The organism is Haloterrigena sp. KLK7 (genome assembly GCF_037914945.1).
Lineage (GTDB): Archaea > Halobacteriota > Halobacteria > Halobacteriales > Natrialbaceae > Haloterrigena > Haloterrigena salinisoli.
This window is the reverse complement of record NZ_CP149787.1, coordinates 2,667,737-2,680,447: the sequence shown is the minus strand read 5'-3', so window position 1 is coordinate 2,680,447 and position 12,711 is coordinate 2,667,737. Positions and strand designations below refer to the sequence as shown.

Below are 12,711 nucleotides of genomic sequence, written 5' to 3'. Positions count from 1 at the left end.
GGCTACCGGTCTCCGCTACGGGAATGCTACTCGCACGTAGAGATGTCAGTAAACCACGGCAATTTTACTCTCTCATCTGAGAACACTGTTCAATGAACGGATCGGACGCGATCGACGTGGCGCGATCGCCGGCGGTCGCGTTCCCGCTCGCCGCCGTCGTCGCCGTCGCGGCGTGGCTGCTCGCCTCGGGGTCGACGGCGACGATGCTCTCGATCACGCTCTTCTGTATCGTCCTCTGGGTCCTGACGCCGGTGCCGCCGTCGTACACGGGGCTGATCGCGCTCGGGCTGATCGCGGTCACCGTCTCGACGGAGCTCGCGCTCGCGGGGTTCCAGAAGCCGGCGACGTGGCTCATCGGTTTCGGGTTACTGATGGGCGAGGCGACGCGCCGGAGCGGCCTCGCGAACGGCGTCGGACGGTGGATCGCGACCAGAAGCATCGGCGACGCGGCCGACGGCGACTCGCTCCGAGCGTACCGTCGCCTGTTGCTCGCGCTCTCGATCGGTGCCCACGCGCTTGCCTTCCTCGTGCCGTCGGCGCTCGTTCGCATCCTCGCGCTCGCGCCCGTCCTCCGGGAACTCGGCTCACTGTTCGACTCCCGGCGGGCGCGGGTCGGCCTCTATCTCGGTCCGCTGTTCGCCACGTTCTACGGCTCCGCGGGGATCCTGACCGCGGACCTGCCGAACATCATCATTTCCGGGTTCGCGGAGTCGATCGCCGGCCACACCGTCTCGTGGTCCGAGTGGTCGCTCCACATGTACCCCGTCATGGGGTTTCTCCGCGTGGTACTGGTCATCGGTATCGTCTACGCCCTCTTCCGGCCCGCGGCCGACTCGAGTTTCGAACTGCCCGGAGACGAGCGGGCGGCCGACGCCGAGGCCCAGCGACGGATGCTCGCGTTCCTGCTCGTCGGTGCGCTGATCTGGGCGACGGACTTCGTCCACGGCTTCCATCCGGTGGTCGGCGCGGTCGCCGTCGTCGTCCTCGCGTTCCTGCCGGAGTTCGGCGTCGCCGACTTCGAGACGGTCGGGAGCGACGTCGACTTCTCGATCCTCTTTTTCATCGCCGCGGTGTTCGCGATCGGCGACGGGCTGACCCGAACCGGGTTCACCGACAGCGCGGCGACTCGGCTGCTCGAGTTCGTCCCGACCGATGGGCCGCTCGTAGTCGTCCTCGCCGCCGTCTTCTTCATCACGTTCGCGCTGACCTTCCTGATGGAGGGGCTGGCCGTCGCGAGCGTGTTGACGCCGATTCTGATCCCGTATATCGACGCGGCGGGACTCCCGTTCACGCCCGTCTTGCTCGCGGAAACGATGGCGCTGAGTTCGTACTTCTTCCCCTACCAGTCGGCGGTCCTCATCGTTATCCTGAACGAGGGCGACGTCCGGACGCGGGAGTTGATCGTCGCGACGATCGCCTGTTCGGTCGCGACGATCCTGCTCTTGCTCCCCGTCCAGTTCGGGCTCTTTAGCCTCTTCTACTAGAGACGGGCGACGAACGGTCCGCGATCGAGTCGAGGGCCCGCCGGTTCGGACCGGCGAGACGACTCGAGACACAGCACAGTGTTCAAGACGGTCGCCTCGAATCCGACGAGTATGCGACTCGAGGAGTACTGGGGCGTCGGGCCGAAGACGAGGGAAACGCTGGTCGAGGAACTGGGCAACGAGCGCGCGATCGAGGCGATCGAGAGCGGCGACGTGCGCGCGCTCGCGGACGCCGGCCTCGCTCGCGGCCGGGCGACGCGGATCCTTCGCCGGGCGACGGGCGACGATGGGATGGACGTGCTGGCGACGAGCGACGCCCGATCGGCGTACAAGGAGCTGCTCGATCTGGCGGTCGAACACGCCGTCACGCAGCGCGCGGCCGACCGGATTCGGGTGTTGACACCGCTGACCGACCGCGAGGCCATGGAGGACCGACTGGACGACGTCCTCGCGGCCCGGGACGCCTGGGCCGCACTCGAGGCCGACGACCGCGAGGCCGTTCTCGCGGCCTACGAGCGCTACGACGAGCGCGCGGGGAGCGAGCGCGCCGCCGTCGAGGCCGCGCTCGCCCTGCTCGAGGCCGGCGTCGACTCGGGACCGTTCGCCGCTATCGCCGACCTCGAGCGGGACCGACTCGAGGAGGCCGCCGAGGCGCTCGCGGCGCTCGACGACGACCGCGGGAGAGTGCGCGAGGGCGCCGACGAGGAGCTCGATCGCCTGCGGGAGGCGCTCGGCGCGGTCGAGGACATGGACGCCAACGCCCTCGAGTTGATCGAGGAGCTGCGGTCGGACGGCGTCCGCGACGTCGGCCGGTTCCGCGAGGCCTTCGAGGACCACCTGCTGACCGAGACGGCGGTGACCGTCGACCGGGTGCGCGACGCGATGCCGACGGACGCGACCGACGCGACGGACTTCGTCGGCGCCACGCTGCGAACCCTCCGGAGCGACCTCACCGAAGCGATCGACGAACGCGAGCGAACGGTCGCGAGCGAACTCGAGGCGACCCTCGAGGAGACGGGCGACGCCGTCGAGCGGGCCGTCTCCGCCGTCGACGACATCGCTCTCCACCTCTCGCTGGCGCGGTTCGCCCTGGAGTACGACTGTACGCGGCCGACCTTTATCGACACTCCGGACGCGGCCGTCTCCGTCGTGAACGCCCGAAACCTCACGCTCGCCGCCGTCGACGACGAGTCGGTCCAGCCGGTCACCTACGCGCTCGGCGACCACGGCGTGACCGACGTTCCGGCGGGCGTGAACGCGGTCCCCGGCGAGGAGCGGGTCTCGGTGCTCACCGGCGCCAACAGCGGCGGGAAGACGACGCTGCTCGAGACGCTGTGTCAGGTCGTCCTGCTGGCGATGATGGGGCTGCCCGTTCCCGCCGAGCGGGCCGAGGTGACCCCCGTCGACTCGCTGGTCTTCCACCGCCGCCACGCGAGTTTCAACGCGGGCGTCCTCGAGTCGACGCTGCGGTCGATCGTGCCGCCGCTGTCCGCCGGCGGCCGCACCCTGATGCTGGTCGACGAGTTCGAGGCGATCACCGAGCCGGGCAGCGCGGCGGACCTGCTGCACGGCCTGGTGACGCTGTCCGTCGACCGAGCGGCGTTAGGCGTGTTCGTCACCCACCTCGCGGACGACCTGGAGCCGCTGCCGCCGGCGGCACGGGTCGACGGCATCTTCGCGGAGGGGCTGAACCCCGACCTCGAGTTACTGGTCGACTACCAGCCCCGCTTCGACACGGTCGGACGGTCGACGCCGGAGTTCATCGTCTCGAGACTCGTCGCGAACGCCGACGAGCGCGGCGAACGCGCGGGCTTCGAGACGCTCGCGGAGGCGGTCGGCAACGACGTCGTCCAGCGAACGCTGGCCGACGCCCGCTGGACGGAGACGGGGAGCGACTAGCGGCCCCGCCCCTCGCCGTCCTCGTCCGGATTCCACCCTTCGTTTCGCTCTTGCCCACCGTCGGGTCCCCACCGCTCGTCTCGAGGCGCGGAATCTCGACGCCCGTCTCCGTCGAGCCACTCGGTGGACGACGGCGCGTAGTCGACGCTGTCGGTGTCCGACGCGCCGTACGTGTAGACCGCGCCGTCCTCGTCCTCACAGACCCTGGCCTCGAGGTAGGTGCGGGCCGCCCGCCACGAGAGGACGCCCATCTCGACGACGTCGGCGAGCGTCGTCTTCGTCGCGCGAAACCACGTTCGCACGCGGCGGTCCGCGGCGTCGTTCTCGACGGCGACGATCGCGCCGCGATCCCCGTCGCGCCCGCCGGGCCACTCGAGCCAGCAGACGCGATAGGCCGAGACGTGGTAGTCCCCGCCGGGTTCGACGACGTAGAGCGCCTCGTAGCGGCAGGGATCGAGGTACTCGATCAGAAGCCGGTCGCGGTCGATCGCTTCCGCGAGCAGGTCGCCGTCGACGTCGCCGTCGCCCAGCGGGGTCTCGGCGCTGATCCGGTCGCCGAGGGAGACGTCCTCGCCGCCCCAGTGGCTGTATCGGAGGTCGTACCGTCGGTCCGGTCGCCGGTAGGCGACGAGCGCTCTATGCCCCATCGGCCCCCGGGAGCCCGCGCGGCGAGTGGCTGTCTGTGCGCCTCGAGCGACTGGGGACGGTGAGCAGGAGTCCCATCGCCGATGCTGGTCGCCCGCCCGTACTTGAACCTGCGGTCCGGATCCGACCTGAACTCGACGCTCCCGCGCTCGCGGATATCGATCTCCGCACACTCCGGGCACCGTTCGCGCGCCGTATCGAAGACGGCGACCCCGAGCGCAACACCGAAATCCCGCCGGCCCGTACGGAACGGTCCCGAATGGACCCAGCCTACGATGCAGTCGTCTTCGACAACGACGGCGTCCTGACGACGCCGACGGATCGCGAGGTGCTCGTCGACGCGATGCACGACGCCTTCGCCGCGGTCGGCGTCGTCGACCCGCCGTCCGAGCACGTCCGGACCGTGATGGGACCGAGCGTCGACTCGCTGCGCGAGGTCGCCGACGCCCACGACGTCGACCCCGACGAGCTCTGGACGGCCCGCGAACACGCCGCCGTCGCGGCCCAGCTCGAGGAGATCGAGGGCGGCCGGAAACGGTGCTACGACGATATCGACGCGATCCGGGACCTCGAGGTCGCGACGGCGATCGTCAGTAACAACCAGCACGAGACGATCGGCAACATCGTCTCCCACTTCGAACTCGACTGGTTCGACGTCTGGTACGGCCGCGAGCCGACGGTGAAGGGGATCGATCGCAAGAAGCCGACGCCGTACTACCTCGAACTCGCGCTCGAGGAACTCGGGGCCGAGACGGCGCTGTTCGTCGGCGATAGCTGGGTCGACGTGGAGGCGGCCGACGCCGCCGGCATCGACGCGGCGTTCCTCCGGCGCGACCACGTCGAGGGCGTGGGGCTTCCGCGAGAGCCGACGGTCGAAATCGAGAGCCTCGAGGAGATTCCCCGGCTGCTGTAGGCGGTTCCCGTAGACGGTCCCGGGTCGTTACGCGACGGCGGCGACCCGACGCTCGGCGCGGTCCCTGACGGCGGCGTTCGTCGCTTCGAAGCCGCGCTCGAGCGCCTCCCGATCGAACAGTAACGGGACGAGCGCGCCGCGGTTCGTCTCGCGGTGGAGTAGCAGGGTCCGGCCGTCCTCGGTCGGCTCCAGACGCACCTCGCGGTAGCCGTCGAAGGCGAAGGGGACGGCGAGTCGGTCGCGCCAGACGAGTCGCCGTCCGGGTTCGACGCGGACGATCGCGGGCCCGAGCGTCGTCCGGCGACCGTCCGACGGGTCGGTCCGCAGTCGCCGGCCGCCGTCTCCCGGGAGCGACCCTCCGACGGCGCGGGCGAACGGGTTCAACGCCGGATAGCCGTCGAACTCGATCAGGACGTCCCAGACGACGTCGGGCGGGGCGTCGATCTCCTCGAACGCCTCGATCTGGTTCATGCCACCGAGTAGCACTCGAGGGAGTATGTCCGTATCGCCGTCGCTGGCCGGGTCATCGACGCGTTCTGACGGCTCCGAACGGCGGAAACGCGACCGCGCGGACCGTTCGCGACGGACTCGAGTCGCTCCGCCCAGGCGCTGTCGGTGAACCGCCGGTTCGTCGAGTACGGCGCGTCGCCGGGTTCGTCCCGGGCGAAGTGGCCGGCCGGATCGATCTCGTTGTCCCGTTCCTTCGAGAGGGGTTCGACGGACCGGACCTCGTGTTCGATCACCTCTCGCAGGACGCGTTGGGCCATGTCGTAGGGGCGCGGATCGACGCCGCGGCTCATGTCGCGGATATCGGACCACGTGCGAATCGCGCGGCGCTCGGCCTCGTGCAGCACCTCGAGGACGTTCTCGGCGGTCAACTCGTCCAGTCGCGGGCCCTCGGTCTCGTAGGGCACCGGCAGTTCGGCGTCCGGACAAGACGCCCGATCGGCGAACTCCCGGCTGTCGTCGGGCAGGCTGCCGTCCAGTTCGGAGACCCGCGGCGCGACCAGTTCGAAGCGGGCGCGGTCCTCGAGGCGGGCGCCCCGGTAATTTCGGGACGGACTATTTCCCGAAATCGACGGCTTTGGGGTCGGTAGCACCGGTCACCTGGGACGACGAGTCCGTAGCACCCGGAATCACTCGAGGTCGAAGCGATCGAGCGTCATCACCTTCTTCCAGGCGTCCACGAAATCATGGACGAGCTCCTCCTCGCCGTCGTCGGCACCGTAGGCGTCCGCGAGCGCTCGGAGCCGAGCGTTCGAGCCGAAGACGAGGTCGAGGCGGGTGGCCTCCCACTCGACGTCGCCGCCGTCGCGGTCGCGGATTTCGAAGTATTCCCTGTCCTCCGAGACCGGCTCCCAGTCGTAGTCCATATCGAGCAGGTTCGCGAAGAAATCGTTCGTCAGGACGCCGGGTTCGTCGGTAAAGGCGCTGCGATCCCCGTAGGTCGCACCCAGCGAACGCATGCCACCGGCCAGCGCCGTCATCTCGGGTACCGACAGGGTCAGGAGGTGCGCGTGGTCTACCAGCCGCGCCTCCGGCGAGTCGTACAGGTCGTCGTACTCGCCACCGAGGTAGTTCCGGAAGCCCTCGGCCTTCGGCTCGAGCGCCTCGAAGGACTCGACGTCGGTTTGCTCCTGTGAGGCGTCCGTGCGGCCCGGGTCGAACGGAATGTCCACGTCGTAGCCGGCCTCGGCCGCTGCCTGCTCGATGGCCGCGTTGCCCCCAAGCACGATCAGGTCGGCGAGCGAGACCCGTACGTCGTCGTCACGGGAGAGTTTGAACTCGGCCTGAATGTCCTCGTAGGTCAAAAGGACCGTCTCCAGTTCCTCGGGCTCGTTGACCTCCCAGTTCTTCTGGGGTTCGAGGCGGATCCGCGCGCCGTTCGCGCCGCCGCGCTTGTCGCTCTCGCGGTACGTCGACGCCGACGCCCACGCGGTCTTGACCAGTTGCGGGACGGTGAGGTCCGAATCGAGGATCTCCGCCTCGAGTTCGTCGATCTCGTCCTCGCCGATCAGTTCGTAGTCGGCGTCGGGGACCGGATCCTGCCAGATCATCGTCTCCTCGGGGACCTCCGGCCCGAGGTACCGCTCGGGCGGTCCCATGTCGCGGTGGAGGAGCTTGAACCACGCCTTCGCGAACGACTCCCGGAACTCGTTGGGGTTCTCCTGGAAGCGTTCTAGGACCTCCCGGTAGTCGGGGTCGTGCTTCAGGGCGACGTCCGTCGTCAACATCATCGGTAGCTGGGTGTCCGAGGAGTCCTGGGCGTCCGGCGCGGCCTCGAGGTCGTCCTCGTCTTTCGCCCGCCACTGCCACGCGTTGCCGGGCCCCTTGTGGGGCTCCCACTCGTGATCGAGCAGATTGTCGACGTAGCCCGTGTCCCACTGGATCGGCGAGGCGTTCCACGGCCCTTCGATACCGCTCGAGATGACGTCGAGTCCGCCGATCTTGTCCTCGCTGCCTTCGTGTTGCCAGCCGAGGCCCTGCAGATCGACGGGGGCCGCCTCGGGCTCGGGGCCGAGGTTCTCGTCGGGGTCGTCCGCGCCGTGGACCTTCCCGAAGGTGTGGCCGCCGGCGATGAGCGCCACGGTCTCCTCGTCGGTCATCGCCATGCGAGAGAACTCCTCGCGGATGTTCTTCGCGGAGCCCTCGAGGTCCGGTTCGCCGTACGGCCCCTCGGGGTTCACGTAGATGAGCCCCATCACGGTGTTCGCGAGCGGGTCCTTGAGGTCGCCGACCTCTCCGTCGCGGTAGCGCTCGGGCGAGGTCGTCTCCCACTCCGTCTCGGGACCCCACTCGACGGCCTCGTTGGACTTGTACGCGTCCTCGCGGCCGCCGGCGAAGCCGTACGTCTCGAAGCCCATCGACTCGAGGGCGACGTTCCCGGCGAGGACCATCAGGTCGGCCCACGAGAGCTTGCGTCCGTACTTCCGCTTGACCGGCTGGAGCAGGCGGCGGGCCTTGTCGAGGTTGACGTTGTCCGGCCAACTGCTCTCCGGCGGGAGGCGCTGGAGACCGCCGGACGCGCCAGCCCGGCCGTCGAGCGTGCGATACGTCCCCGCGCTGTGCCAGGCCATCCGAATGAACAGCGGCCCGTAGTGTCCGTAGTCGGCCGGCCACCAGTCCCGAGAGGTCGTCATCACGTCCTCGATGTCCGCTTTCACCGCCTCGTAATCGAGTTGCTGGAACGCCTCCGCGTAGTCGAAGTCATCGCCGTACGGACTGGCGTCCACGGTGTTATCGTCGAGGATATCTACTCTCAGCAGATCCGGCCACCAGTCTTGGTTGGACCAGGTCATAGCATAACAGGACCGAATCTACCCCCTTAATACTGTTTCACACATTACATTTTGAATTTCTTCTTTACATTTCTACCGAGTCCGAATGAACGGTCGATTTAGGACGAAAAGTAGCCGTCTGAGCCGTACTAACGGCGGAAATGGGACGTTCCCGGAGCCGGACAGTCGGGTTCAGTGACCGTTCGCGGTCGAGTCGGCCGACCCCGAACCGTTGAAGGAGCGCGGTGCGAACACGTACCTATGGAACGAACGGGGACGATCCTTCGCGGGCCCGAGTTCGAACCCGTCGAGGGACGCGTCGTGATCGGCGACGAGGGACGGATCGAGGCGATCGAGGAGACGGCCATCGAGAGCGACGACATCATCCTGCCGGCGTTCGTCAACGCCCACACGCACATCGGCGACTCGATCGCGAAGGAGGCCGGCGGCGGCCTCTCGCTCGAGGAACTGGTCGCCCCGCCCGACGGGCTGAAACACCGGTTGCTGCGGCAGGCCTCGCAGGACGAACTCGCCGCGGCGATGCGTCGCTCGCTGCAGTTCATGCAGGAGGCGGGGACCGCGGCCTGCCTCGAGTTCCGCGAGGGCGGCGTCGAGGGCGTCGAGACCTTAGAGCGGGCCGCGGAGGGGCTCGAAATCGAGCCGATCGCCTTCGGCCGCGAGACGGTCGACGCGATGCACGCCGGCGACGGCTTCGGCGCCAGCGGGGCGAACGACGCCGACTTCGCGGAAGAGCGGGAGGCGACCCGCGAGGCGGGCAAACCGTTCGGCATCCACGCGGGCGAGGTCGACGCCAGCGACATCGACCCCGCGCTCGACCTGGAACCGGAGTTCCTTGTCCACATGGTCCACCCCGAGCCCGACCATCTCGAGCGCGTCGCCGAGCAGGAGGTCCCGATCGTCGTCTGTCCGCGTTCGAACCTCGTCACCGATGTCGGGCTGTCGCCCTACGAGGAACTGAACGAGCGGACGACGCTCGCGCTCGGGACGGACAACGTGATGCTCAACTCGCCGTCGATGTTCCGCGAGATGGAGTTCCTCGCCAAACTCTCCGACCTGCCGGCCGCCGAGATCCTCCGGATGGCCACGGTCAACGGTGCCGAGATCGCCGACCTCGAGTGCGGACTCGTCGAACCGGGACGGGAGGCCCGACTGCTGGTCCTCGACGGCGACTCGCACAACCTCGCCGGCGCTCGCGACCCGGTCCGGGCCGTGGTCCGGCGGGCCGGCGTCGACGACGTTCGTGAGGTCGTCTTCGGTTCAGCAGACGACTGATTCGCCGTTTCGCTCGTCGACCGCGGCTGACTCCAGTTTTCGCGCGTCGCTCGCGGCTATCAACTCGAGTGACCGTTCGACTGGACCACGACAACGCTATTATACTGGTTCGTTGTGTGTTAGCATAGACCGTATGTACGACTGTATCCTCGTTCCGACCGACGGCTCGCCGGAGGTCGAACACGCCCTCGAGTACGCGTTCGATCTGGCCCGGAGCCACGACGCCACGGTGCGAGCGATCTACGTCGTCGACGTCACGGGCTACGGAAGCCTCCCGATGGAAGCCGCACTGGAGGGAATCGGCAGCGCCCTCCGCGAGGACGGAGAGCGCGCGGTCGGTCGGGTCGAGGAGCTCGCGCCGGCCGACGTCGATGTCGAGACGGCGGTGCTCGAGGGATCGCCGAGCCGCGTCATCGTCGATCAGGCCCAGCCAGGGGAGTGCGACCTCGTCGTCATGGGAACGCACGGACGGGCCGGTATCGACCGACTCCTGCTGGGCAGCGTCACCGAACGCGTCGTTCGCCGCGCGCCGGTGCCGGTACTGGCGGTTCACGTCGATCCCTCCGACGACGAGGGGGATCGCCGGGACCGGAAACGCGTCGCCGTCGAGTGAACCGAGTTCGATCGGCGGACACCGGTCGAACGGCCCGCAGATCGGACACGATTCTCGGAGCGACTGCGATCCGCAGTTCGAAGCAACCCGCAAACTCCGGGCCGAACGCGGCCCTCAGACCGGCCGCAAGTGTTCGCAGTCTCCCGCCGAGACCGTCCGTCGCCCGTCGTCCGTCTCGACCACGAGCGCCCCCGAATCGGTGACGTCGACCGCCTCGCCGACGATTTCGCCCGCGGGCCGGTCGACCCTGACGCGCTGGCCCAGCGTCAGCGTCAGGTCCCGCCACGCCGGGACGACGGCCTCGAGGTCGTTCCGATAGTCGTCGAACTCCTCGAGGAGTCGCTGGACGAACAGCCGGCGATCGACGTCGCCCGCCTCGTCGCGAATACTCGTTGCTCCCTCCGGAAGCCGATCGGCGTCGACGTTCGCGTTGACCCCGATACCGACGACGAGCCAGTCGACCCGATCCGTCTCGCCCTCCATCTCGGTGAGGACGCCCGCGAGCTTCCGGTAGTCGCCCTCGTCTCCGACCGGGACGACCACGTCGTTGGGCCACTTGATCCGGGCGTCGACGCCGACCTCGCGGGTCGCCCGCGCCGTCGCGACCGCGGCCGCGAGCGTGTACAGCGGCGCTCGCGCGGGCGCGATCGCGGGCCGCGAGACGACGCTCATCCAGACGCCACCGGACGGTGACGACCACTCGCGCTCCAGTCGACCGCGGCTGCCGGTCTGCTCGTCGGCCAGTACGGCCACGTCTGCGGTCCCGTCGGCGGCGAGTTCGCGCGCGCGGTCGTTCGTGCTCCCGATCGTCTCGTGGTAGTCGACCGAAATCGGGGCCTCGAGCCCGAACTCGACGGCCGGCCCGGTGTACGCCTCGACGGCGACCAGTTCGTAGCCGGTCGGTCCGCTCTCGATCTCGAAGCCGGCGTCGCGGAGGCCGTCGATCTGTTTCCAGACCGCCGCCCGCGAGACGTCCAGCGACTCGGCCAGCTCCGGCCCGGAGACCGGCCCGTCGGACAGCGCCTCGAGGATCGCCCGTCGCGTCTCGTTCATGGCCTCGAGAGGGGCGCGCTCGCACTTCAATCGGCGGGATCGACGCCGGCTGCGGCGGGAGATCGACCGTCGGTATCTGTGGAATGAGAGTCCGGCTCGCTGGCTAATCCGTAGGCTTTTGCCGACCGTTCACGGAGCTACGAATGGAGTGTGGTGAGTTAACAATACCCATGAAAATCGGACGGCGCTGTACGACCTGCGGACGCCGAGTCGAGGAGGCGGAGCTCGTGATCTGCGAGACGTGTGGACTGGAGGTGCACGAACCGTGCGAGGAATACAGAACGACCTTCGAGTGTCGCCGGTGCGGAGACGAGACAGCGATCGGGTCGGTCGAGTTCTGATCCCGATTTTTCGGACCGGCGGGACTACAGCAGCTGATCGGCGATGACGTTCTTCTGGATCTCGCTCGTGCCGTCGTAGATCTTGGTGATCCGAGCGTCCCGATAGAACCGTTCGATCGGGTGGTCCGAGACGTAGCCCGCCCCTCCGTGGACCTGCAGCGCCTCGTCGGTGACGTCGACGGCGGTCTCGCTCGCGAACAGTTTCGCCATCGCGGCCAGTCTCGTCGCGGTCGCGTCGTCGCCCGACTCGAGGGCGCTCGCGGCGCGATAGGCGAGCGACCGTCCCGCCTCGATCCCCGTCGCCATCTCCGCGATCTTGTGCCGGATCGCCTGAAACGCCGCGATCTTCCGGTCGAACTGCTCGCGCTCGGTGGCGTAGTCGATCGCTTCCTCGAGTGCGGCCTGCGCCACACCGGTCGCCTGCGCGGCCACGTCGACGCGGGCGGGCGCGAAGAACTCCATCAACTGGTAGAAGCCGCGGTCGACCTCCCCGACGACGTTTTCCTCGGGGACGCGGATGTCGTCGAGGACGATCTCGGCGGTGTCCTGAGCCTTAATCCCGAGTTTGTTCGTGATGCGCGTCGCCTCGTAGCCGTCGACGTCGGTGGGCGTCAGGAACGCCGTGATCCCGGTGTGACCCCGCTCGGGCGAGGTCTTGGCCATGACGATCGCCACGTCGGCGACCGTGCCGTTCGTGATCCACATCTTCTGTCCGTCGATGACCCACTCGTCACCGTCTTTTTCCGCGCGCGTCTCCATCCCCGCGACGTTCGAGCCGTGGGCGGGCTCGGAGATGCCCGTCGCGATCGGCGTCTCGCCGGCGGTGATCTCCGGCAGCCACTCCTCGCACAGTCGCTCGTCGCCGTACTCGAGGAGCATGCCGGTGCCGAAGTCCGCGGCGGCGATCGAGCCGCCGACGCCGGGATCGGCCCGCCACAGTTCCTCGGTGACGATCGCGGTCGAGATCGGGTCCATTCCGGCGCCGCCGTACGCCTCGGGGACGTGGGGTGCCACGAAGTCGAGGGCGGCGGCATCGGCGAGCAGTTCCGCCGGATACCGCTGTTCGGCCTCGTACTCCGCGGCGATCGGTCGGATCTCGTTCTCGCCGAACTCCCTGACCGCGTCGCGAATCGCTTCCCGCTCCGGCTCGAGATGGAAGGACATACCACGGTACTCGAGGCCGACGGTCGTC

At 68.5% G+C, this 12,711-nt stretch carries 10 protein-coding genes and 1 pseudogene; 5 read left to right on the top strand and 6 right to left on the bottom strand.

Translation table 11 applies throughout. The features are described 5' to 3' along the window. Nucleotides 1–92: 92 nt before the first annotated feature. Entirely contained in the window at nucleotides 93–1,484 is a 1,392-nt protein-coding gene (locus WD430_RS13135) for an SLC13 family permease (RefSeq protein ID WP_339102894.1), read from the top strand. A 111-nt stretch (nucleotides 1,485–1,595) separates the two neighbouring features. Beyond that, on the top strand, nucleotides 1,596–3,383 hold the full coding sequence (locus WD430_RS13130) for a MutS-related protein (protein WP_339102893.1): 1,788 nt from the start codon (nucleotides 1,596–1,598) through the stop codon (nucleotides 3,381–3,383). Here WD430_RS13130 and WD430_RS13125 read toward each other — a convergent pair. After that, the gene (locus WD430_RS13125) at nucleotides 3,380–4,030 is read right to left on the bottom strand and encodes a DUF6735 family protein (protein WP_339102892.1); all 651 of its coding nucleotides are present in this window, start codon (nucleotides 4,028–4,030) and stop codon (nucleotides 3,380–3,382) included. The two genes, WD430_RS13130 and WD430_RS13125, sit on opposite strands and share 4 nt — an antisense overlap. A 257-nt stretch (nucleotides 4,031–4,287) precedes the next feature. On the opposite strand from WD430_RS13125, the gene WD430_RS13120 reads away from it, so the two are divergent. Beyond that, nucleotides 4,288–4,941: an HAD-IA family hydrolase gene (locus WD430_RS13120; protein ID WP_339102891.1), complete on the top strand. Its 654-nt coding sequence runs from the start codon at nucleotides 4,288–4,290 to the stop codon at nucleotides 4,939–4,941. A gap of 27 nt (nucleotides 4,942–4,968) precedes the next feature. Here WD430_RS13120 and WD430_RS13115 read toward each other — a convergent pair whose 3' ends face one another. The 3 genes and pseudogenes from WD430_RS13115 to katG all read right to left on the bottom strand — a co-directional run bounded on the left by WD430_RS13115 (nucleotide 4,969) and on the right by katG (nucleotide 8,240). Next, nucleotides 4,969–5,412 (bottom strand): SRPBCC domain-containing protein, encoded by a 444-nt coding sequence (locus WD430_RS13115; protein ID WP_339102890.1) that lies wholly within the window; start codon nucleotides 5,410–5,412, stop codon nucleotides 4,969–4,971. 134 nt (nucleotides 5,413–5,546) lie between these two features. After that, nucleotides 5,547–5,981 (bottom strand): annotated as a pseudogene (locus tag WD430_RS13110) (DNA protection protein DPS); the annotation flags it as partial. Nucleotides 5,982–6,077: 96 nt separating this feature from the next. After that, the gene (gene katG, locus WD430_RS13105; protein WP_339102888.1) at nucleotides 6,078–8,240 is read right to left on the bottom strand and encodes a catalase/peroxidase HPI; all 2,163 of its coding nucleotides are present in this window, start codon (nucleotides 8,238–8,240) and stop codon (nucleotides 6,078–6,080) included. Nucleotides 8,241–8,480: 240 nt separating this feature from the next. On the opposite strand from katG, the gene WD430_RS13100 reads away from it, so the two are divergent. Together WD430_RS13100 and WD430_RS13095 are read left to right on the top strand one after the other, a co-directional pair. Further along, on the top strand, nucleotides 8,481–9,512 hold the full coding sequence (locus WD430_RS13100; protein ID WP_339102887.1) for an amidohydrolase family protein: 1,032 nt from the start codon (nucleotides 8,481–8,483) through the stop codon (nucleotides 9,510–9,512). A gap of 133 nt (nucleotides 9,513–9,645) precedes the next feature. Continuing rightward, complete coding sequence (locus WD430_RS13095; RefSeq protein ID WP_339102886.1) at nucleotides 9,646–10,125, top strand: universal stress protein; 480 nt, start codon at nucleotides 9,646–9,648, stop codon at nucleotides 10,123–10,125. Nucleotides 10,126–10,239: 114 nt separating this feature from the next. Here WD430_RS13095 and WD430_RS13090 read toward each other — a convergent pair whose 3' ends face one another. Together WD430_RS13090 and WD430_RS13085 are read right to left on the bottom strand one after the other, a co-directional pair. Next, the gene (locus WD430_RS13090) at nucleotides 10,240–11,178 is read right to left on the bottom strand and encodes a biotin--[acetyl-CoA-carboxylase] ligase (RefSeq protein WP_339102885.1); all 939 of its coding nucleotides are present in this window, start codon (nucleotides 11,176–11,178) and stop codon (nucleotides 10,240–10,242) included. Between the two features lie 365 nt (nucleotides 11,179–11,543). Next, entirely contained in the window at nucleotides 11,544–12,683 is a 1,140-nt protein-coding gene (locus WD430_RS13085; protein WP_339102884.1) for an acyl-CoA dehydrogenase family protein, read from the bottom strand. Between the last annotated feature and the right edge of the window lie 28 nt (nucleotides 12,684–12,711).

What these genes read in the sequence shown, in the direction of transcription:
- WD430_RS13085 (WP_339102884.1), bottom strand. Translation starts at nt 12,683, where the DNA reads ATGTCCTTCCATCTCGAGCCGGAGCGGGAAGCGATTCGCGACGCGGTC.
- WD430_RS13120 (WP_339102891.1), top strand. Translation starts at nt 4,288, where the DNA reads ATGGACCCAGCCTACGATGCAGTCGTCTTCGACAACGACGGCGTCCTG.
- WD430_RS13095 (WP_339102886.1), top strand. Translation starts at nt 9,646, where the DNA reads ATGTACGACTGTATCCTCGTTCCGACCGACGGCTCGCCGGAGGTCGAA.
- katG (WP_339102888.1), bottom strand. Translation starts at nt 8,240, where the DNA reads ATGACCTGGTCCAACCAAGACTGGTGGCCGGATCTGCTGAGAGTAGAT.
- WD430_RS13130 (WP_339102893.1), top strand. Translation starts at nt 1,596, where the DNA reads ATGCGACTCGAGGAGTACTGGGGCGTCGGGCCGAAGACGAGGGAAACG.
- WD430_RS13125 (WP_339102892.1), bottom strand. Translation starts at nt 4,030, where the DNA reads ATGGGGCATAGAGCGCTCGTCGCCTACCGGCGACCGGACCGACGGTAC.
- WD430_RS13115 (WP_339102890.1), bottom strand. Translation starts at nt 5,412, where the DNA reads ATGAACCAGATCGAGGCGTTCGAGGAGATCGACGCCCCGCCCGACGTC.
- WD430_RS13090 (WP_339102885.1), bottom strand. Translation starts at nt 11,178, where the DNA reads ATGAACGAGACGCGACGGGCGATCCTCGAGGCGCTGTCCGACGGGCCG.
- WD430_RS13135 (WP_339102894.1), top strand. Translation starts at nt 93, where the DNA reads ATGAACGGATCGGACGCGATCGACGTGGCGCGATCGCCGGCGGTCGCG.
- WD430_RS13100 (WP_339102887.1), top strand. Translation starts at nt 8,481, where the DNA reads ATGGAACGAACGGGGACGATCCTTCGCGGGCCCGAGTTCGAACCCGTC.